Origin of the sequence: Martelella lutilitoris, from assembly GCF_016598595.1 — a bacterium.
Classification (GTDB): Bacteria; Pseudomonadota; Alphaproteobacteria; order Rhizobiales; family Rhizobiaceae; genus Martelella; species Martelella lutilitoris_A.
The window spans coordinates 211,138-231,953 of the sequence record NZ_CP066788.1 but is presented as its reverse complement, the minus strand read 5'-3'; the positions used below and the strand labels follow the sequence as shown (position 1 = coordinate 231,953).

General features: G+C 61.2%; 14 protein-coding genes and 1 pseudogene. 9 read left to right on the top strand and 6 right to left on the bottom strand.

The features are described from left to right. Positions 1-207 precede the first annotated feature (207 nt). The 7 genes and pseudogenes from JET14_RS22575 to JET14_RS22545 form a co-directional block, all read left to right on the top strand. On the top strand, positions 208-1,497 hold the full coding sequence (locus tag JET14_RS22575; RefSeq protein ID WP_024708590.1) for an ABC transporter substrate-binding protein: 1,290 nt from the start codon (positions 208-210) through the stop codon (positions 1,495-1,497). 169 nt (positions 1,498-1,666) lie between these two features. After that, entirely contained in the window at positions 1,667-2,548 is an 882-nt protein-coding gene (locus JET14_RS22570; protein ID WP_200338385.1) for a carbohydrate ABC transporter permease, read from the top strand. A 10-nt stretch (positions 2,549-2,558) separates the two neighbouring features. Beyond that, positions 2,559-3,398, top strand: coding sequence for a carbohydrate ABC transporter permease (locus JET14_RS22565; protein WP_200338384.1), 840 nt, complete (start codon positions 2,559-2,561; stop codon positions 3,396-3,398). Between the two features lie 21 nt (positions 3,399-3,419). Then, positions 3,420-4,514, top strand: a complete 1,095-nt coding sequence (locus JET14_RS22560) for an ABC transporter ATP-binding protein (protein WP_200338383.1) — start codon at positions 3,420-3,422, stop codon at positions 4,512-4,514. Between the two features lie 73 nt (positions 4,515-4,587). Continuing rightward, on the top strand, positions 4,588-6,528 hold the full coding sequence (locus JET14_RS22555; RefSeq protein WP_200338382.1) for a heparinase II/III domain-containing protein: 1,941 nt from the start codon (positions 4,588-4,590) through the stop codon (positions 6,526-6,528). A 36-nt stretch (positions 6,529-6,564) separates the two neighbouring features. Continuing rightward, complete coding sequence (locus JET14_RS22550) at positions 6,565-6,894, top strand: cupin domain-containing protein (protein WP_200338381.1); 330 nt, start codon at positions 6,565-6,567, stop codon at positions 6,892-6,894. Positions 6,895-7,046: 152 nt separating this feature from the next. After that, positions 7,047-7,532 (top strand): annotated as a pseudogene (locus JET14_RS22545) (TRAP transporter large permease subunit); the annotation flags it as partial. Between the two features lie 180 nt (positions 7,533-7,712). Here the strand turns inward: JET14_RS22545 and JET14_RS22540 are convergent. The 5 genes from JET14_RS22540 to JET14_RS22520 all read right to left on the bottom strand — a co-directional run bounded on the left by JET14_RS22540 (position 7,713) and on the right by JET14_RS22520 (position 14,910). After that, a complete protein-coding gene (locus tag JET14_RS22540) occupies positions 7,713-9,707 on the bottom strand; it encodes a CocE/NonD family hydrolase (protein WP_200338379.1) in 1,995 nt (664 codons plus the stop codon). 74 nt (positions 9,708-9,781) lie between these two features. Further along, positions 9,782-11,368: an ABC transporter ATP-binding protein gene (locus JET14_RS22535; protein WP_200338544.1), complete on the bottom strand. Its 1,587-nt coding sequence runs from the start codon at positions 11,366-11,368 to the stop codon at positions 9,782-9,784. A 58-nt stretch (positions 11,369-11,426) separates the two neighbouring features. After that, entirely contained in the window at positions 11,427-12,251 is an 825-nt protein-coding gene (locus JET14_RS22530) for an ABC transporter permease (RefSeq protein WP_200338378.1), read from the bottom strand. Beyond that, positions 12,248-13,279 (bottom strand): ABC transporter permease, encoded by a 1,032-nt coding sequence (locus JET14_RS22525; RefSeq protein WP_200338377.1) that lies wholly within the window; start codon positions 13,277-13,279, stop codon positions 12,248-12,250. Before JET14_RS22525 ends, JET14_RS22530 begins: the two co-directional genes overlap by 4 nt. A gap of 50 nt (positions 13,280-13,329) precedes the next feature. Continuing rightward, positions 13,330-14,910: an ABC transporter substrate-binding protein gene (locus JET14_RS22520; RefSeq protein WP_200338376.1), complete on the bottom strand. Its 1,581-nt coding sequence runs from the start codon at positions 14,908-14,910 to the stop codon at positions 13,330-13,332. A gap of 217 nt (positions 14,911-15,127) precedes the next feature. Here JET14_RS22520 and JET14_RS22515 point away from each other — a divergent pair, with 217 nt between their 5' ends. After that, complete coding sequence (locus JET14_RS22515) at positions 15,128-15,925, top strand: transcriptional regulator (RefSeq protein ID WP_200338375.1); 798 nt, start codon at positions 15,128-15,130, stop codon at positions 15,923-15,925. A 179-nt stretch (positions 15,926-16,104) separates the two neighbouring features. Here JET14_RS22515 and JET14_RS22870 read toward each other — a convergent pair whose 3' ends face one another. Then, complete coding sequence (locus JET14_RS22870; RefSeq protein WP_246750678.1) at positions 16,105-19,833, bottom strand: autotransporter domain-containing protein; 3,729 nt, start codon at positions 19,831-19,833, stop codon at positions 16,105-16,107. 191 nt (positions 19,834-20,024) lie between these two features. Between JET14_RS22870 and JET14_RS22505 the strand changes: the two genes are divergently transcribed. Then, a complete protein-coding gene (locus JET14_RS22505; protein ID WP_200338374.1) occupies positions 20,025-20,801 on the top strand; it encodes a DeoR/GlpR family DNA-binding transcription regulator in 777 nt (258 codons plus the stop codon). Positions 20,802-20,816: the final 15 nt, after the last annotated feature.

The window sequence follows — 20,816 nt, the reverse complement described above, 5'->3', positions numbered from 1 at the left end:
TCTCACCTGTCAGGCCGATATGGCCTTCTATATATCACTAAGTGCCGCTCATAACACGAGAAAATTTTAGTTAAACGTTTTCTTGATTTGTCGAAAAATCTGTGCGTATAGTCCGTCCATGCTCAGGAGAGCATGCCCTGCCGTGGGTGAGCTTCAGGCGTTATCCGGGAGGTGTGCAGGGAAAAGTCAACTTTGAGGAGGTTTCCCATGAGGAAAGCAGGAGCTTTCGCAGCCGTGGTGCTGGCAGGCACGACGCTTGCAACAACAGCCTATTCCGCCGAAACGCTTGAAGTCTGGATGCGCTATGGCGACGCCGAACGCCCGACGATTGAACGCATCATCGACGGCTTTACTGCCGAAACCGGCATCAATGTCGATCTGTTTCTGGCCAATATCGATTTTGAAACGCGTCTTGCGCGGGCGGCGGCGGGCGGCAGCCTTCCGGACCTGATCATCAACGATGCCACGTCGATGGGCCAGTTGCAGGAGATGGGCATCGTCAAGCAGATCGATCGCGAGTCGATTTCAGGCGGCGACCAGCTCTACGATGTCGCATGGAACAGCGTGCACGCGCCTGACGGCAACTACTATGGCGTTCCCACCTCCGCACAGGCCTTTGCGGTGTTCGTCCGCAAGGACTGGCGCGAGAAGCTGGGCTATGACGTGCCGGAAACCTGGGACGATCTCTACAATCTGGCCAAGGCCTTTACCGAGGAAGACCCGGATGGCAACGGCGCCGATGACACCTATGGCTATGTGATGCCGCTTTCGAGCACGCGCGGATACGCATCCTGGTTCATGTCGGATCTGATCTGGCAGGCGGGCGGGCAGTTCCTGCAGCCTGAGGGCGACGGCTATGTTTCATCCATGGCAACGCCCGAGGTCGTCGAAGCTGTCGGCTTTGCCCGCAAAATGATCTGCGAAGGCTATGCGCAGCCCGCGGCGATCACGTCGACCACCGGCGATGCGACGCCTGTCTTTTCGTCGGGTCAGGCCGGCATCTATCGCTCCGGTCCCTATCACATCGCGGCTTTCGTGCGCGAGCCGGGCCGCGACAAGTTCGAAGTCATTGCGCCGCCCGCCGGTCCGGCCGGCCAGGCCGAGCTCGCCGAAGGCGAAGCCGCCTTCGTGATGGTCACCACCGAGCAAGAGGACGCGGCCAAGCAGTTCATCGAATATCTGATCTCCGAAAAGGGACAGGAAACCGGCATGGCCGCCGGTACCGGCGACAACGCGATTGTGCGCCTTTCGGTCAACAAGAATGTGGATACCAAGGCGGTCCAGCCCGATCCGGCATGGGCAACCTATGCCGATCTCTATGCCACGTCGGCCCGTTACTTCCCGAGCGTGCCCAACTGGAAACCGATCCGGCAGGCCGCAGCCGAGGGTCTCAATCAGGTGCTTTCAAGCTGCGATTCCGATATCATGGCTGGCCTTGAGAACACAGACGAGGTCATCAACGCCGAACTCGACCAGCAGGGCGTCCTCGCCAGGTAGGGTCTGCCCAACAAGTCTGGCGCCGCGCATTTGCCTCTCCCGTGGCGCGGCGCCAGGCAGCCAGTGAAACATGTCCGGCTGCACGTCATTACCCTCAATTTTCGCAACTTTCGGTGCCGGGGCGTTTCCGGCGCCTGCCAGAGCCTTCTGGCGTTCCGCGGAGGAGCATATGCGGTTTCGTTCCAAAAATCTGAGCTGGATCATTCCCTGGCTTTTTCTGGCTCCGGCGCTGATCGTTTTCACCTGGTTCAAGTTCGTGCCCATCGTCAAGGGGCTGTTCATGAGCTTTTACAAGGTGAAGTTCATCGGCGCCGATCAGTGGGTTGGACTTGCCAATTTTGAACGCGCCTTTTCCGACAGCGCGTTGCATGCGGCAACGCTCAATACGCTTATCTATGTCGTCGTGACCACGCTTGCCGGCGGCATGCTCGCCTTTGCCGTCGCCATGGCTCTGGAGGGGCAGGCCCGCCATATCCGTCTGATCCGGACCGCGATTTTCTTCCCGGCGGTGACCTCGATCGCCGTTCTCGCCGAAATCTGGCGGATTCTCTTCTATCCGGGGACAACCGGGGTGGTGAACCAGATGCTGGGCGTCTTCGGCGTCGCGCCGCAAGGGTTCATGTCCGATCCCGATCAGGCGCTGTTCATCGTCATACTGCTGCAGATATGGAAAAATGTGCCCTACAACATGGTGATCTTCATCGCCGGTCTCGCGGGCATCAATCGGGAGCTTTACGACGCTGCCGATGTCGATGGCGCCAGCCCGCTGCGCAAGCTCTGGCATGTCACGATCCCCGGTCTGGTGCCTGCCTTTTCTGTGGTGATCATGCTTTCGCTCATCCGCGGCTTCCGCGTCTTCACCGAAATCTACACCACAACCGGCGGCGGGCCGGCCGGCGCCACCGAAGTGATCATGACCAGTATCTTCAAGACCGGTTTCGAGCGCTTCGATTACGGATATGCCTCGGCGGTATCCTTCCTGCTGTTCGCCTTCACGGTGACCCTGACCATCGTCCATGTCACCGTGAAGAACCGGATCGACCGGACGTGAGGATGATCTGATGAAAATGACGCTCTCTCAACGTATCGCCCGCGGGCTGGTCTATGCCCTGTTGCTCATTGTCTTTTGCGGCCCGTTCTGGGGTGTTGTCGCCACCGCCTTTACCAAGAACACGGTTCAGCCCGGACAGCTGGTGCTCTGGCCGAGCCAGCCGACGCTCGACCATTTCATCTACGCCTGGACGGAAGTGAAGGTCTGGATCTACCTCTTCAACTCCATGTTCGTCGTTGTCATCGCGACGGCACTGCAGACGCTGGTCAGTGCTCTCGCCGCCTATGCGCTCGCCCGCAAGAAGTTTCGGGGTGCCGTCATCGTCAGCCTTGCGATCCTGTCGACGATGATGCTGCCGGATGAAGTGATCGCGATCCCGCTCTACCTGATCCTGCATGCAAAACTGCCGATCCTGCATACGTCCATCTACAACACCTATGCGGCGATGATCCTGCCGGTGGTTGGCTGGGCATTCTCGGTGTTCCTGTTGACGGAGTTCATGAAAGCGATTCCGCGCGATCTTGAAGATGCGGCACGGGTCGATGGCGCCAATGAGCTGCAGATTTTCTGGCGCGTGGTTTTGCCGCTCGTCAAGCCGGCGCTGGGCACGGCAACCATCTTCGGCTTCCTGATGATCTGGGACCAGTATCTTCTGCCGCTGATTGCTGTCGACGACCGCAATCTCTATACGCTGCCCGTTGTCCTGCGCTCGCTGCGCGTCGACGAGATCATGCAGCAGAACATCTTTATCGCCGTTACCGTCATCGCCACGGTGCCCTGCATCATTGTCTATCTCCTGCTTCAAAAACAGTTCAATCGCGGGCTGATGTCCGGCGCGGTCAAGGGCTAAGCGAAAGGTTCAGGTGAAAAAATGGGTTCAGTAAGCCTCAAAAATGTCAACAAGTCCTTCGGCGCGGTCGACGTGATCCATGACGTGTCGCTTGATATCGAAGATGGCGAGTTCTGTGTTCTGATCGGGCCCTCCGGTTCGGGAAAGTCGACGTTGCTGCGCATTATCGCTGGTCTCGAAGACGTCACAAGCGGCGCGATAAGGATCGACGAGCGCGACGTGACCGAGCTGCCGCCGAAACAGCGCGATATCGCCATGGTCTTTCAGACCTATGCCCTTTATCCGCAGATGACGGTGGCCGAGAATATGGGTTTTGCGCTGAAACTTGCCGGCATGCCGAAGGCGCAGATTGCCGAAAAGGTGCAGGAGACCGCGCGTATGCTCGAGCTTGAGCCACTGCTTGAGCGCTTGCCGAAGGCGCTTTCCGGCGGCCAGCGGCAGCGCGTTTCGATGGGCCGGGCCATCGTACGCGATCCGTCGGTGTTCCTGTTCGACGAACCACTCTCCAATCTCGATGCGAAGCTCAGGGTACAGGTGCGCGGCGAGATCGCCGATCTGCATCGACGCCTGGGCACGACCTCCGTTTACGTGACGCATGACCAGGTGGAGGCCATGACGCTCGGTCAGAAGATCGTCGTGCTGCGCGATGGCAGGATCGAGCAGGCGGGACCGCCGTTGACGCTGTACGAGGATCCGGTCAACACCTTCGTTGCCAGCTTTCTTGGTACGCCGTCGATCAACCTTGTCGAGGCGCGTGTGGAAGGCGGTCATGGCGAGGCGTCAGCCCGGCTTGTCGACGGAACCCTGCTTTCGCTCGGATCGGGTCATGATTGCCGCGAGGGGCAGGCTATTCTGTACGGCATTCGCCCGGAACATGTCGGCATTGTGGAAGGGCATCGGGAGGGCGGCATTTTCGCCACCATTCATGCCGTCGAGAACACCGGCTCGGACATGGTGATCGTATCGGATACGGGCGGCTACCGCCTTACTGCGGCCTTCAAGGAACAGCGTCCGCTGGAAGCGGGACAGGCGGTCACGATCATCCCCGACCTCTCCAAGGTCCGGGTCTTCGATGCCGAAAGCGGGAAACGGATCCGCCGCCGCGAAGACAGCTGAAGCGCAAGACATATCGAAAATGACCAGCCGGCCGCTCAGCGGTCATCGGCCTGTGCCCGAACGGGAAATTGAAATGTTCAAAGATGCGATGAAAATAGAGCGGCTCCTTGATGGACTGCAAAAACACAAAGACTGGAAACCGTTTCCCGGTATCGAGGCGCGTGACCGGTGGGCGGCCGTTGCCGAAGAACCGGCTTTGAAAATGCCGGTTGCGGCCATCATCGCCGTTGCCGACCAGCTTCTGGATGAAGAGATCGATCCGCTGACCGGCACGATGTACATGAATTTCATGACCAATGGCGACCGGACCTTTTACGAGGAAAGCTACTTTCGCCGGCGCTACGAACTGTCGCATCTCGTCATCGCGGAATGCCTGACGGCCAAGGGCACATATCTTGCGAAGATCATCGACTATCTCTGGGAAATTCTCGGCGAGGTGAGCTGGTGCGTGCCGGCGCATAATTTTGCCGGCCAGCACGACATGGTGATGTTCAAGCGGGCCAATCCCTGGAAAGAGGATGATCCCCTGCCGGTGCCCGGCGACGATTATCTCGATCTGTTCGCCTGTGAAACGGCCGCGACGCTGGCCGAGACATGCTATCTTCTCAAGCATACATTGCTGGAAACGGTACCGTCGCTCTACCACCGCATTCATGGCGAAATCGACCGGCGCGCACTGCAATTGCTAGAAGGACCCAAGCTTTATGGCTGGTATCTCGGGCGCAACAACTGGACGGCGTGGTGTTCGCATAATCTTCTGCTGGCCGCCTGCTATACGGTCGAGGACGAACAACGGCTCGTCAGTCTTGCGCTGAAACTCATGGTGCCGATGCAGCGCTTCTTCGACACGATCGAGCCATCGGGCGCCTGTATCGAGGGGCCCGGCTACTGGGTTGTGAGCGCAGGGCGACTTGCCGGGTTTGTCAGCCTCGTCGAAGAGCGTTTCGGCCTCTCCCTGAACGCAGCGGAAAATGAGAAATTCCGCAATTTCGGGGAGCATATCCTGCCCCTCAACATCGGCGAGAACCTCTTCGTCAACTTCGCCGATGGCGGCCTGAAGCTCGACCTCGACCAGGGGCTTTTGAGCCGCTATGCCGGTCTGATCGGTTCGGAGCAGCTTGCAAGCCTCGTCAGCGAGGATATCGACCGGCTGGCGGCGCGCAAGCTTGCCAATCCGGGCAGGGCGCGGGGACGCAATGACTATGCCCGGCAGTTTCTCGTGCATCTGACCCGGCTTTTGTTCTGGACGCCTGAAAACCGGAATGCCGTGCCCCGGACCTGCGAAAAAAGTGTTTGGCTTGCCGATATGCAGATGATGATCGCGCGCTCGGATGAGCGACCGGGAACGGGCCTGATGCTGAGCGCAATCGCCGGCAGCAATGATCCGGAGGTCAACCATCACTCCCATAACGACGTCGGGCATTTCAGCGTCTATCTCGATGGTGAACCGATGATCATCGACCTCGGGCAAGGCGCCTATTCGCGCGCGACCTTTACCGAAACGCGCTACGACATGTGGCACATCAGCTCGAAGGGTCATAATGTTCCGAGCGTCAATGAACAGCTGCAGTATGCAGGGGCGGGGGCTGCCGCGCGCGATGTTGATTACCGGCATGACGGCGTCTCAACTGTCCTCAGCCTCGACGCCGGGCCGGCCTATTTCAGCGAGCCGGGCTCTCGACGCATCCATCGCAAGATCACGTTCAGCCACGAGGCCGCCGAAATCCGGATCGATGACGAAGTAACGCTCGGCGTACCGCTGAGACGCTTCATGCTGCCGCTGCATGTCTCCGACCGAAAGATCACGGTGCAGGAGGACGGATCATGCCGGATAGCCGGTGAGAACAGAACACTCGTCATTACGCCGGAAAATCTGCGCGTCCGTAATGTGGAACCGATCGAGATCACCGATCCGCGCCATCTGGAAGTCTGGGGCGGGCGCATCTTCCGCATTTGCTTTGAGGCTGCAGATCTCGCCAGGGCCCGTTTCGGACTGACGATGCACGTTGAATGACGGACGGTTTTCGTCCTGTCGAAAGGAGGAAGAAAGATGTTTGTTTACAGCAATGACGTCCAGGTCGAGGATCTGGGTGACGGCGTGAGCCGGAAAATCCTTGCCTACAGCGAAAACGGCATGTCGGTCGAAGTATCCTTCGAGGAAGGCGCCATCGGGCCGCTTCATCACCACTACCATGAGCAGTTCACCTATGTTCTTTCCGGCACGTTCGAATTCACCATCGGCGATGAAACCAAGATCGTGAAGGCCGGCGACTTGCTCTACAAGGCTCCCGATGTTCCGCATGGCTGCCGCTGCCTGAAAGCCGGCAAGCTGCTCGACACTTTCGTGCCGATGCGTGAGGACTTTCTGAAATTATCCTGAGCGGTCTTGAGCCCCGCCACAACGCACTTCCGGTTTGGAACTCAAGGCTTGTAACGAGGTGCGAAATCACGATTGACGGCGTCCGCATGGAGAGCCTGACGCCCGCGCGCTGGCGCAGCATGGCACAGCCTTCGTACGCCACGCTGGAAGCGCTTTCGACGCTTTACGACACGGCCAAGACCACAGCGATGATGAATTTCATCCTGTTCGGCGCGCTGACATTCGCCAATTATGTCAATCTCTCCGGCATGACGAGCGACATGCAGACCATTCTGACGGGTTTCGGCGACAATCCGTGGGGCGTGATCCTGATGATCACCCTGATTTACCTCGTGCTCGGCTGCATGCTGGAAGGCCTGTCGATGATTACGCTGACCGTGCCGATTTTCTATCCGATCGTCGCCCAATACGGCTTTGATCTGATCTGGTTCGGCATTTATGTCGTGATCGTCACCGAGGTCAGCTACATCACGCCGCCCATGGGCCTCAACGCCTTCGTGTTGCGCTCGGTGGTCAAGGACGTCTCGCTTGCGACGATATTCAGGGGGCTTTCGAGCTTTCTGGTCGTCGATGTCGTCCGTCTCGTCCTGATCCTGATTTTCCCCACGATCGCGCTTCTGTTGCCCAACCTGATGTAGCGGTGTCGGCTGGCGGCGGAAGTACACAGAATGGCAGGCACCTTCCGCTTCCTCGCCGTCGCCATTGCGGCGTCGAGCGAAAAGCAGAATCCGGCTTTTGTCCATCCGACATCTCAATAGATGGAAAGCGGAGCATCGGGGGATGTCGATCCATCGCCCGATGCCCGGCGGCAGCGCCGACTACATGAAATCGCGGGGGATGCGCTGTTCGAAGGACTTCGCGAAGATTTCGCGGTCGCCTTCGAATGCCGTCACGCTTGCCGCGATGATCCAGTCCTTATTCGTGCAGCGCATTGTCGTGGTTGTCCTGGTCGAAACCGACCAGCCATCGCGCTCGATCCGGATATTCCAGTCGATATCGCCCTTCATCGACAGCGGGTCGTTGGGGTCGATCGACCAGTCCTCATTGCGGATTTCCTGCGTGCGCAATCCATTTTGCGGATGCACTTCCAGCCCGGTGTCTTCGTAGATGCGGTAGTGGGTCAGCCCTGTGACCAGATCCTTTTCGACCGAGCGGCGGGTCTCCTCCGGTGACCGCATTTCATATTGCGGCAGCGGATTTGGGTTTTCCGGCTCGGCGACGGTGATGCGCTCATGATCGCCGAGGAGCGGCAGGGCAAGGCGGATGCTCGCGGTATCGATCGTGAGCCCCGGCGCTTCGGGTGACGGCAGAATGATCGGCCAGTAGCTTGTGGAAAGCGCGAGCTTGATGCGATGGCCCGGCGCGAAGCGATAGCCCATGGCGTCAAGCTGCATGGTGATGCGCGTCTTCTCGCCGCGCGGCATCTTGGCCGGCGTTTCGTTACCGTCGCGATGGGCAAGGTTCAGGACGCCGTAGCAGGCGCGGGTCTCCGTGCCGTCGGGATGGACATCGATGATCCGCACGGCGAGGTTTTCCCAGTCGCCCTCGCAGGCAACATCGACGGTAAGTTCCGGCGCGCCTAGATAGACGGCCTCTTCCGCAAGCGGCGCTGTCTGGAAGGTCAGCGAACCGCCGTCATCGCTGCGCTGATCGCCGGCGATCTCCGCGTCAGGCTTCAGCGTGAACCATTCGCCGCCGCTGATGCCGGTGTCGAGCGGGGAGCGCAGATAGATGTCGCCTGTGCCCTCGCTGCCACCTGTCGCGTTGAGCGTGCCGTCGGCTCCAACCGTCAGAGTGTCCGTCTCTGGCGCTTCCCAGGACTGCTTGGCGACCCAGTAGCCGGGATCGCTGTCGCGCCTCAGCGCCGGGCGCGGTCCATCGAGGATATAGGCGCGCATCTGCGGGAGCTGTTCAGCACCATTACCGGCATCGTCCAGCCAGCGTTTCCACCAGGCGATGGCTTCGGCGTGGAAGTCCATGCGCGGTTTCGGCCAGGCGAAATGCGGATATTTGTGCACCCACGGGCCGACGATCGCCTTGCCCCTGTCGCCGAGGCCCTCGATCGCCTTCAGCGGCGTATTGCGATAGCCATCCGCCCAGCCGGCAATGACCAGCGCGGGAACCGGGAACCCGTCGAAATCCTCGCAGATCGACCCGTGTTTCCAGAAATCGTCGCGGCGCTGATGGGCAAGCCATTCCTCCATGAAGAAGGGCTGGCCTTCCAGCCGCTCCAGCCACATGTCCTTCCACCGGTCGCCGACGAGATCGATATCCGGCGTGCGCGACTGATAGGCGAGCATCGTGCCCGCCCATGAGAGCTGGGCGGAGAGATGCGTGCCGTTCTTGTAGTGAATATCGTCATTGTAACGGTCGACGGTGGAGGCGATCGAGATCACGGCCTTCAACTGCGGCGGCTTGAGGGCGGCCACCTGCAGGCAGTTGAACCCGCCCCAGGAAATGCCCATCATGCCGACATTGCCGTTCGACCAGGGCTGTGCGGCGATCCATTCGAGAATTTCACAGGCATCGGAGAGTTCGCGCGGGGTATATTCGCCATCGATGACGCCGTCGGATTCGCCCGACCCGCGGATATCGACCCGCACACCGGCAATGCCGGCGGCGGCGAAGACCGGATAGGTGGATTCGTCGCGCGGATCGGTTCCGCCGCGCTTGCGGTAGGGCAGATATTCCAGCACGGTTGGCACCGGCTTGTCGGCCGCGCCGTCCGGCATCCAGATTCGCGTTGCCAGGCGCGTGCCGTCCGCAAGCGTGATCCACTGGTCCTCGGACGTCGTAAAACCTTGTTTCGCCATGGTTTTGACCTTTTCGTATTCGGGGTCTGTCAGTAAGGGAGCGCGGGCCGGAGGGGTGGCCCGGCCGGAATGTGTCAGTTGCCGGCGCTGGAAGTCCTGCGGTTGGCAAGCACCTCTTCCAGCCAGCCGATCTTCATTTCGGGCACGGATTTCAGCAGCAGATCGGTATAGTCGTCGAAGGGCGGGGAAAGCGCCTCCGCCTTGGGGCCGAAACGGACCAATTTGCCCTGATGCATCACCGCCACGCTGTCGGCAATCGCCCGGACAATGGCGATGTCGTGGGTGATGAAGATGTAGGAAAGCTGCTTTTCCTTCTGAAGCTGCAGCAGCAGCTTCAAAATGCCGTCGGCCACCAGCGGGTCGAGCGCCGAGGTCGGTTCGTCGCAGATGATCAGCTCCGGCCGGGCGGCCAGCGCGCGGGCAATCGCCACGCGCTGTTTCTGGCCGCCGGAAAGCTCGGCGGGGTAACGGTCGTAGAAACCGCTGCCCATTTCGATCTGCTCGAGCAACTCGTTGACCCGGCTGTGGCGCGCCGAACCGCGCAGGCCCTCGTAGAAGGTCACAGCCCTGCCGATGATGCCGCCCACGGTCTGGCGCGGGTTCATGGCGGTGTCGGCCATCTGATAGATCAGCTGAAGCTGCCGCAGCTCCTCGCGGCTGCGGTTCTTCAGCGCCGGCGGCAGGTCTTTTCCATTGAACCGCACGCTACCGGCTGTCGGCGGCAGAAGCCCGGTGGCGACCCGCGCAAGTGTCGATTTGCCCGAACCGGATTCGCCGACAATCGCGAGCGTCTGCCCCTTGGGAACATGCAGCGACACATCAAACAGCACCGGCATGGTGCCGTAGGAGGCCGAGATGTTGTTCATCTCGAAGAAGCGGTCGGACTGGTCGGCGGCCTCCGCGTGGCGGATCGCGCGGACATTCACCAGTTCGCGGGTGTATTCGGCATCGGGGTTTTCGATGATCTTTTCAACGCTGCCATATTCCACGGTTTCGCCGTTGCGCAGCACCATGATGTCGTCGGCGACCTGGGCCACTACCGCGAGGTCATGGGTGATGTAGAGCGCGGCGGTTCCGGTCCTGGCGATCGCATTTTTGATCGCGGCCAGAACGTCGATCTGGGTGGTGACGTCCAGCGCCGTTGTCGGCTCGTCGAAGACGATCAGTTCCGGATGGCTGCAGAGCGCCATCGCCGTCATCGCCCGCTGCAACTGTCCGCCGGACACCTGGTGGGGATAGCGGTTGCCGAAACTCTCCGGATCCGGCAGGCCGAGGATATCGAACAGTTCGACAGCACGCTTCCGGGCCTTGCCACGGCTCATCAGCCCGTGGCGCACGGTCGCCTCGATCACCTGATCGCCGAGCTTGTGGGCCGGATTGAACGAGGCCGCCGCCGATTGCGAGACATAGCAGACCCGCGCGCCGCGCAGCGCCCGCGTGCCGGACTTGCCGAGCTTCAGGATATCGACGCCGTCCAACAGCACTTCGCCGCCGGTGATGGTGACGCCGCCGCGCCCATAGGCGAGCGGCGAGAGCCCGATGGTGGACTTGCCCGCGCCCGATTCGCCGATCAGCCCGAGCACCTTGCCGCGTTCCAGCGTGAAACTCACGTCCTTGACGATCTCGATCGGATGCGGGCGTTCGCCCGGCGGATAGGCCATCGCGCCGATCTGCAGGTTACGGACCTGAAGCAGAGGGGATTCGTCCGATGTTTGAAGCTCAGCCACCGCGGCCTCCTTTCAGGCTGGATGTGCGTTTCAGCAGCCAGTCGACGACGAGATTGATGGAGATGGTGAGCGCGGCAATCGCGGCCCCCGGCACCAGCGCCGCGGACACGCCGAAGATGATGCCGTCCTTGTTGTCCTTGACCATGCCGCCCCAGTCGGCGGTCGGCGGCTGGATGCCGAGCCCGAGGAAAGACAGGGTGGAGATGAACAGAACGGCGAAGGCGAGCCGCAGGCCGAATTCGGCAAGCAACGGCGTCATCGCGTTCGGCAGGATCTCGCGGAACACGATCCAGACCGTCTTTTCGCCGCGCAGCCTTGCCGCCTCGACGAAGTCCATCACGGCGATATCGCCCGCCAGTGCCCGTCCGAGACGGAACACGCGGGTGGAATCGAGCACCGCCATGACCACGATCAGCACGAACAGGTTCTGGGGCAGCGCCGCCAGCACGATCAGCGCGAAGATCAGCGTCGGGATCGACATCATCAGGTCGTTGAGGCGCGACAGGCCCATATCGACTATGCCGCGCATGACGGCCGCTACGAAGCTCAGGACAACGCCCAGCGAGAAGGCAAGCACGGTGGCGCAAAACGACACGAACAGCGTCATGCGCGCGCCGTAGATCATGCGCGACAGCAGGTCCCGGCCGAGATTGTCGGTCCCGAGCGGAAAGGCCGCGCTCGCCGCCTCCCAGGGGCTTCCGACAACCTGATTTTCGCCGTAGGGCGCGAGAAAGGGCGCAAAGACGGCGGCGATGACGGCGATGGCGATACCGGCCATGCCGATCCACGCCGTCAGCGGAACGGAACGGATATTCATCGCGGATGCCTCAGACGCGGATTGACGACAATGGACAGAATGTCGGCTGTCATGTTGAGCAGAATATAGATCGCGGCGAAGACCAGCCCGCAGCCCTGCACCACCGGCAAGTCGCGTATCGTCACCGCATCGACCATGTACTGGCCCATGCCGGGGTAGACGAAAACCACCTCGACCACGACGACGCCGACGATCAGATAGGCGAGGTTGAGGGCCACGACATTGATGATCGGCGCCAGCGCATTGGGGGCCGCGTGTTTCACGATCGCCCGCATCGCGCCGATGCCTTTCAGCTCGGCGGTCTCCATATAGGCGGAGGACATTACATTGATGATCGCCGCACGGGTCATCCGCATCATGTGGGCGAGCACCACCAGAACCAGCGTCGCCACCGGAAGGATGATGGTCTGAAGCTTCTGCCACAGGCTCATACTGTCATAGACCGTGGCCGGAAAGGCTGCGACCGGATGCTGGACCACGAACACCATGATCAGCAGATAGGCGACGAAGAATTCCGGCAGCGAGACGGCGGCAAGCGAGACGAGGTTGATCAGCCGGTCCGCCAGACGGTCGCGATAGAGCACGGCGAGAAGGCCAAGGCCGACGGCGAGCGGAACGGCGATCACGGCTGCGGCGCCCGCCAGAAGCAGCGAATTGCCCAGCCGGGCGGCAATCTGGCCGCTGACGGACTGGCCGCTTGCCCAGGACGTTCCGAAATCGCCATGCAATATGCCGACGAGCCAGTCGAAATAGCGGGTCACGAGCGGCTGGTCGAGGCCGAATTCGGCGCGCAGATTGGCGATCGCCTGCGGCGTTGCCGCCTGACCGAGATAGGTCTCGGCGAAGTCGCCGGGCAGGATTTCGATCCCGGCGAAGATCAGGATCGAACTGGCGAGAAGCAGGCCTATGCCGAGCACGATCCGCTCGCCGATACGGCTTGCCATGGGAAAGCGCGCGCGCAAAACGAAGATCAGGCCGGGAGAGGGCGCGCCGACAGGGGCGGTTGGTGTTGGTTGTGTTTCTGTCATGGGGGTGTGAAAGCCGCGGCTTGATCCCGCGGCTTCCTCTTTTCTTCGGATCAAGAAACGAGCCAGGCGCGGCTGGCGATCTGTCCGTTGGACAGGTCGTTGCCGACGTCGTCGATCCAGCCCTGCATCTTCACCGAGCGGGCATTGAGGTAATTGTTGAACACCGGCAGGATCAGGCCGCTATTGTCGCGCACCATGATCGCCATCTGGCGGTAGAGCGCGCGGCGCTTGTCCTGGTCGGTCTCGGCGCGGGCTTCGAGCAGCATCTTGTCGAATTCGGGGTCCTTGAAACGGGTGTCGTTCCAGGTCGAGGTTGAAAGCTGGGTTGTGGTGTAGCGGATATCCTGCGTCGCCCGGCCGCCCCAATAGGAGGCGCAGAACGGCTTCTTGTTCCACACATTCGACCAGTAACCGTCGGCCGGCTCGCGCTGCAGCTGGAGGTCGATGCCCGCTTCCTTGGCATTGGCCTGGAACAGGACGGAGGCGTCGACCGCGCCGGTAAAGGCGGCATCGGAGGTGCGCAGCAGGATCGGGCCTTCGTGGCCGGATTTCTTGAAGTAGTGCGCCGCTTCTTCCGGATCGTAGGCCCGCTGCGGGATATCGGTCGGCGCCAGCGCGTAGGCATCGTTGACCGGATAATCGTTGCCGAGCGTGCCATAGCCGCCGAGCACCGTGTTCAGCATCGCCTCGCGGTCGATGGCGAGCTTCAGCGCCATTCTGAGATCGTTATTATCGAAGGGCGCGGTGTCGCCATGCATCAGGAAGGAATAGAAGCCCTTGCCCTTGGTGCTGATCGTTTCGATATTCGGCGCCCGCGACAGCAAGGACATCGTCTTCGGGCTGAGCGTGTTGATGAAATGCACCTTGCCGGACGAAAGGGCCGCGATGCGGGCGGTGTTGTCGTTGATGACCAGAACCTCGACGCTGTCGACGAAGCCGCGATCCTCGTTCCAGTCATCCTCATTCTTCGAGAAGGTAATGCGAATGCCCGGCTCGAAGCTTTCCAGCTTGTAGGGGCCCGTGCCGATGGCGCTGTTGGGGTCATCCATGCCGCCGTTCTTCTGGACCTGCAGGTGATAGTCCGTCAGCATCAGCGGCAGGTCGGCATTGCCGTTCTTCAGCGTGATCACCAGATCCCCGCCGCTTTCCTCGATGGTCTCGATCTCTTCGAGAAGGCCGAGAGCCGCGGAGGTGGAATCCTTGTCGGAATGGCGGCGGAGCGTCTGGGCGGCGTCGTTGACGGTAAACGGCGTGCCGTCATGAAAACGCACATCCTTGCGCAGCTTGAAGGTCCAGGTCTTCGCGTCGTCGGAAGAGGTCCAGCTTTCGGCAAGGCTCGGCAGCGCCTCGCCGGATACCGGATCGGTGGTCACCAGCCGGTCGCCCCAGGTGAAGCCCACCAGGAACATGGTGCTGCCGGCATAGGTGCCGGGATCGAGAATATCGGTGGTCTGGCCGCCGTCGAGGCCGAGAACGAGATGACCGCCGCGCTGCGGCTCTTCGGCCGCAAGGCTTTCGCGCGGAATGAGAAGACCGGAAGCGGTCGCCGCAAATCCGGCCGCGGCTGCGGAGGCCAGAAAGGCGCGACGGTTGAGGCCGGTCTTCTGAATGGCTGATTTCGTGTTTCTCATATGGTTTCCCCTGACTGTTTTAGCATTGCACATATCGACCGCGTCGCCCCGCGACTGCGGATGATCGCAAAGGCGATATCGAAATGCCTGAAGGCGCGATTGACGGGTCCGTCAAATTTCATGCGCAAAGGCATAAGCGGCTTGCGCAAGCCAGGCAACTTCGCGTATTGACGCACAATGACGCTAATTGACGCTATAATGACCGGCCTCGAAAACATTGAAATCCCAAAACAACAGTCTCTTTGCAGCCAATCTGCGATTTGCCTGCAACACTCGCCCGTCGATTACTGCAATCTGCCGCGAGATCGGCATCAATCGACAGCAGTTCAACCGCTATCTTGCCGCGCAAACGCGCCCTTCGCCCTATAATACAGGGAAAATCGCGCGGCATTTCAACCTCAAGCCGCAGGACTTCCTGCTGCCGGAAAAGCGCTTCCAGGACGTACTCGGCACGCCTGCCGAGACCGTCGGACCGGATTTTCTGTTGCGGGAGGGGTTCCCCGGAAACCTGCCGGAGCTGCGTCAGTATACGGGCTATTACGAACTTTACCATAAAAGCCTGTCATGGCCCGGGAAAATCGTCCGAAGCTGTGCCAGGATCGAGGAGAAAAACGGCCAGATCACGGTCAAATCGATCGAGCGGATTTATGACCGGGACCAGGAGATTCGACAGTTCTCGAAATATGTCGGACTGGCGGCCTACTGGCGTAACCGGCTTTTTATCGTCGAGCGCGGGGTGGGGGAACAATCCTTCCTGTGTCAGACGACGCTGATGCCGTTTGCCGAGCATCAGCGCACCTATCTGCGCGGGGTGACGACCGGCGTTTCCTGGCGCCAGGAAAACCTGCCCTATTCCACGCGGGCGATCTGGCGCGTGGCCGGGCCGAACCCCGACAAGCGCAGACTGCTGGAAGGATGCGGCCTGTTCAATGAAAAATCGCCGAAACTGCCGCTTCCCGTCCGCCGCTATCTCAACAGCGAAGGCGAAAATCACACGCTTGTCGCAGCACGATAAAAGCCTTGCGAGGACCGGCAAGCCGGAACGACTCCGCCGGTTGCGACCGCGCTCGAAATCAGAAGATGAGCCGATGGGACGGATGCCCCCTTTCGGCCGTGCGCAATGGCGCAAGCCTCTCGGAAATAGGCCACGCTCCGGACGGGAATTATTCCGCCGGAACGTGGCCTGCCTTCAGATCAGAACTTCACCTGGAGCCTTGCGTTGACGCCGTTGTAGCTGACGTCGTCGCCGAACTGGCCCTGGTAGGACACGCCGATCGTGGTGTTGGCCGACAGGTCGAAGTCGAGGCCGGCCTCGACCACGGCGGCATCCTCGGCAACGGCGACGCCGGTGACGGCGAACGGCGTCGAGCCCGCAAAAGCCTGCGTGACGGACGGCGTGATATCGCCAAAGGCGTGACGCCAGCCGATCATGCCGCTTGCCTTTGCTCGCGTTGCGCCGATCATGAAGTCGGAGGAGACGCGCGCGCCCACGGTGGTGAAGGTGGTATCTGAGCTGCCGCTTGCGCCGCTCAATGCCGCTGCGCCGCCGCTCTCGCCATAGCCATCCGTATCCAGATTGACATAGGCGAGGTTGGCGAACGGCTCCAGCTGAACGTCGGAGAGGTCGAACTGATAGCCGAGTTCTCCGAACGCCTGGAAGGTGCCGGCGTCATAGCTGCTGTCGAGCGCATTCGTAAGGCCCGGGATGAACACCGAACGGCTGGTGTCGATCTGGTGCCACGTATAGGCGAGACCCGAGCGGAAGCCGAGGCCGCCCCATTGCGAACCGGCATAGAGGCCGAGCGAGTAGTTATCGCTGGAACCGGACGACGCGCGGTCATCGCTGTCGAAGCTCGAATGGCTGTAGCCGGCAAGCGCGCCGACGCGCCAGGTTTCGGCAAGCGGGATGTCGACGCCGACAAGCAGGCCGCCCGTCGCGCTGTCGAGGCCGGCGGCATTGGCGTTGCCGTCGAACGTGTTCCACGCTCCGAAGGCGCTGCCCCAGGCGGCGATGCCGTTTGCCTGATCGGGAGCGACGAGGTTTGCACCGTCCGGGCCATAGGCCAGAACCGGCGCCGACGATGCGCCGACCGTGCCGAAGGCTGCCCGCAGGCGATCGGCCTCCGCGCCGCGGACGATGCCGCTTTCCTCGATCAGCGCGGATTTGACCGATGCATGGATCTCGCCGGAAAGCTGGTCGAAGCCGTTGCGGATGAAATCGGGATCGTCCGGCAGCATGACGATCGCGTCATAGAGCTGGTTTCCGGCGGTAAAGCCGATCGACTCCACGCTTGCCGCGACGGCTGCCTGGTTGGCAGTTTGAGTCAGCGATGCGAAATCGCGGTCGTTGCGCTGCAGCTTCAGGCCGATTTCGCCCGTGCCATAGAGAAAGTCGGGCGTCAGGAAGGCGAAATCGGAGGTGACGCTTGCGAATTCGCCCTCGATCTCACCGGCCGAGAGGACGGTGTAGGTCGAGCGCGGATCGTAGACGCCGTCGAAGCCGACATGGGCGAGCGTGCCGTCCAGCGAGGCCTTGCCGGTGACGGTCACAGCGTCGCTGCGCCCGCTTTCCGGGTCGACTTCGACGGCGAAGATCGAGCCGCTGGCGAAGGCGAGGTCGCCGTCGATGGTCAACGTGCCGATGGAATTGCCCGGCGACAGCGTGCCGCCCGCGGCAATCGAGACCAGCGATCCCGCGCCGGAGCCGATCGTGCCGGAGCCGCCGAGTATCGCGCCGTCATTGACGGCCATGCTGCCGCCGATCGCGCCGGCGCCGTTTTCGTCGCCCACCAGCAGCTTGCCCTCGTTGACCAGCGTGGTGCCGGCAAAGCCGGAGCTGTCGGCCGTCAAGAGCAGGGTGCCGACGCCGCGCTTTTCAAACGTGCCGTCGCCGGAGAATGTCTTCAGAGCGGTCACCGGAACCGTCGGGTGGGAAACATCGATCCAGCCCCGGCCGTCGAAGCGGATGGCCTTGTCGAGCGCCGTGATCGGGCCGGTCCACTGAGCCCAGTCATCGTCCGGTCCGGCGGTGCGGATGCCGCCATTGTCGAGCGTGATCAGGCCGTCGGAGGAGCCGAGTGCCGCGCTTTCGTCGATCGCCACAGTCTTGCCGGCGGTGACGACGATGTCGCGGAAGCGCTCATGATCATCCACGCACATCGCGCGGGCGCCCTGAAGCGACAGATGCTGCGCGTCGGCGCAGTCGAGCGCCAGCTTGAGGGGCGCGAAGGGATCGTTTTCGAAGTCGAGCCCGGTCTTCGCCGAAAGCGCGGCGCGCACGGCCGGATCGCTGAGACCGAACGTTTCGACAAGCTCGTCCCAGGCCGGGTTTTCCGGCTTGGTGTCAAAGGCAAGGTCCTCATCGACATATTTCATGAGGATATCGCCCCATTGCTCCCAGCTCATGTCGCTGATGCTGCCGATGCCCGGGAACTCTTCGCGATGCGCCTGGAAATAGTCGTCGAGAACGTTGCGGAAGAATTCCGGATTGGAGGTATCCGTCAGCTTGTCGAGATAGGCCTTGTAAACCGCCTGCTGTTCGGCGGGCACGTAGAGGGAAAGCTCCTCCTGAAAGGCTTCCGGGTCGTGACGGTCATAGACCGCGTTGGCGAGCAGGAAGCCGAGGCGGTCCTCGGTGACTTCCGGGGCCTGCGCATAGATCGGACGGCCATCCTCATCGGAAAGCTGGCCGAGATAGACATCGGTGCGGTGGTTGTTGCGCGACAGCCGGAATTCATTGGCGCGCTCTGCCGAATCGCGCGTGTTGGCATCGAAGGTCAGGCGGATCTTGCCGCTGCCGTCGCCGATCTCCTCGACATTCGGGCCCTTCCAGCGGATTTCATGGGCGAGCGGCTCATGATCGGAGAGCGCGTGACCCTCGTCCGTCGTGCTGATGTCCTGGTCGAGAACGCCGCCGACATAGTGGTCGTCTTCGGCATCCGTCAGTTCCCACCATTTGGCATAGGGGCGCGACGCAATGAAGTGGTCGATCTGGGTGCGGCCCCAGGACGGCCATTTGAAGGCCTCGTCGTCTTCCTCGACGCTCGGCCATGTTGTGCTGCCATCCGCCAGCTTGTGGGGGGCGAAGCGTTCGCGATCCTCGGGGTTCTGCAGGATCTGGTACTGCTTCTTCAGAAGGTTCATCGTGTAGGGCGTGTTGCCCGCCACGGGATAGGTCTCGTCGGTGAACAGGCCTTCCGGCATGGTGTTGGACTTGCGGTTGATATAGGCTTCGGCGGCGGCGTATTTTTCAGAGCCGATGGCGTGATTGCGCGCGACATATTGCAGCGCCCAGGCCTTGTGGTCCGCATTGCCGGTCTCTCGCGCGCGCTTCATCATGAATTCCTGCTGAACCACTTCCAGCAGTCCGCGCTCGGAGACGTCGCCCGCGTTGAAGTCTCCCGTCATGATAATGGGGCTCGCCTTGCTTGCCGCCCAGTCGTTCAGCTCATGGGCTTCGCGGTTACGATGGAGAAAGGCATCGTCGCGGTAATCGAGATGCTCCGTCGCGATGATGGTCTGCGGGCGGCCGTTCTCGCCGCCGACAACCACGTGAACCGGCTCATCGGTATTGCTGTAATCGATAATGTCCTTGTCGCGCCAGGCAAGGCCGGTGTCGCCCTTCGAGTGCAGCTCGTAATCGCCAGCGCCAAGGTCGGCCATCTTCTTCTGGATATCGACGCCGTAGCTGTTGCGGTATTCCTGGATGGTGATGAAGTCGTAATTGCCCGATGAAAGAAGGTCGGCGGCTTCGGGGATGAGCGTCGATGCGCCCCAGGTGTTCAGGGAGATGATGCGCAGCGCATTGTCTTCGGCTTTCGCTGGAACAGCGCTGACGGCCAGCAGCGAAACGCCGCTCAGAAGGCCGAGCATCTTGCCTGAAATCTGCGCGCGGCTTCCCAGCCGCTGAATGATACCATTCATCGGGTATTCCTTTCGTAATCGGAACGCTATGAAATTTCGATTTGCGTCGTCAGGTTAGTATGTTTCGAAAGCGACATATAGTCCCCGTATATGTCATATTTACAACATTTTTATAGATTCCTTGCGTACACGCGCCCGGTGTTTCAAAAAGGGGACACAGAATCGGAAATGGTGCTGGAGGTGGTGCGGACGTGGAAAGAAGCGGCGAGGAAAGAAAGAAGGAAGGCCGTCAGTCGTCGATACTGCGATTGATGGAGAAGAACTTCTATATCTCCGTAGAGGAGATTTCCGATTTCTTCACGGTGACCACGCAGACGGCCCGGCGCGACATTCTTGCGCTTGAAAAGGCGGGCCGCGTGCGTCGTCTTCATGGCGGCGCGGTTCTCGTCGGCCCGCTGGAGGAAACTGTCTACCGCCGTCGTCGCGTCGACAATGCGGAGCAGAAGCAGCGCATCGGCGAACTTGTCGCCGATCTTGTGCCCGATGGCGCGTCGATCTTCATCGACTCCGGCACGACCTGCGAGGCGATCGCACGCGCGCTGTCGCGCCGCAATCATCTCAGGGTTCTGACCTACAGCCTCAGGGTGGCGACGATCCTGAACGAGAACACCAATTTCACGCTGGCCGTTCCCGGCGGTTTCGTGCGTCCCATTCATGGCGGCATCTTCCAGGAAGAGACGCCCGAATTCATCCGCAACTTCAAGTTCGATAGTGCGATCATCTCGGTGAGCGGCATCGACAATGACGGCGACCTTTGCGACGACGACCATGCCGAAAGCGTTGTGGCGACGGCGGCGATGGCGCAATCGCGCCGCACGCTTGTGGCCGTCGACAGCAGCAAGTTCGGCAAGCGGGCCATGGTGCGGCTGGGGTCGATATCCGACCTGGACACCCTTGTCACCGACACCATGCCGGAGGGGGAAATCCGTCGCCTTCTGGAGGAAAACGACGTCGAGATCATCTGCTGAAGCGCGGCCAAAGCG

Bases quoted from the DNA above. Each gene is read 5' to 3' on its own strand.
- JET14_RS22870 (WP_246750678.1), bottom strand. From the start codon at position 19,833: ATGAATGGTATCATTCAGCGGCTGGGAAGCCGCGCGCAGATTTCAGGC.
- JET14_RS22560 (WP_200338383.1), top strand. From the start codon at position 3,420: ATGGGTTCAGTAAGCCTCAAAAATGTCAACAAGTCCTTCGGCGCGGTC.
- JET14_RS22535 (WP_200338544.1), bottom strand. From the start codon at position 11,368: ATGGCCTATCCGCCGGGCGAACGCCCGCATCCGATCGAGATCGTCAAG.
- JET14_RS22565 (WP_200338384.1), top strand. From the start codon at position 2,559: ATGAAAATGACGCTCTCTCAACGTATCGCCCGCGGGCTGGTCTATGCC.
- JET14_RS22555 (WP_200338382.1), top strand. From the start codon at position 4,588: ATGTTCAAAGATGCGATGAAAATAGAGCGGCTCCTTGATGGACTGCAA.
- JET14_RS22550 (WP_200338381.1), top strand. From the start codon at position 6,565: ATGTTTGTTTACAGCAATGACGTCCAGGTCGAGGATCTGGGTGACGGC.
- JET14_RS22520 (WP_200338376.1), bottom strand. From the start codon at position 14,910: ATGAGAAACACGAAATCAGCCATTCAGAAGACCGGCCTCAACCGTCGC.
- JET14_RS22570 (WP_200338385.1), top strand. From the start codon at position 1,667: ATGCGGTTTCGTTCCAAAAATCTGAGCTGGATCATTCCCTGGCTTTTT.
- JET14_RS22525 (WP_200338377.1), bottom strand. From the start codon at position 13,279: ATGACAGAAACACAACCAACACCAACCGCCCCTGTCGGCGCGCCCTCT.
- JET14_RS22530 (WP_200338378.1), bottom strand. From the start codon at position 12,251: ATGAATATCCGTTCCGTTCCGCTGACGGCGTGGATCGGCATGGCCGGT.
- JET14_RS22540 (WP_200338379.1), bottom strand. From the start codon at position 9,707: ATGGCGAAACAAGGTTTTACGACGTCCGAGGACCAGTGGATCACGCTT.
- JET14_RS22575 (WP_024708590.1), top strand. From the start codon at position 208: ATGAGGAAAGCAGGAGCTTTCGCAGCCGTGGTGCTGGCAGGCACGACG.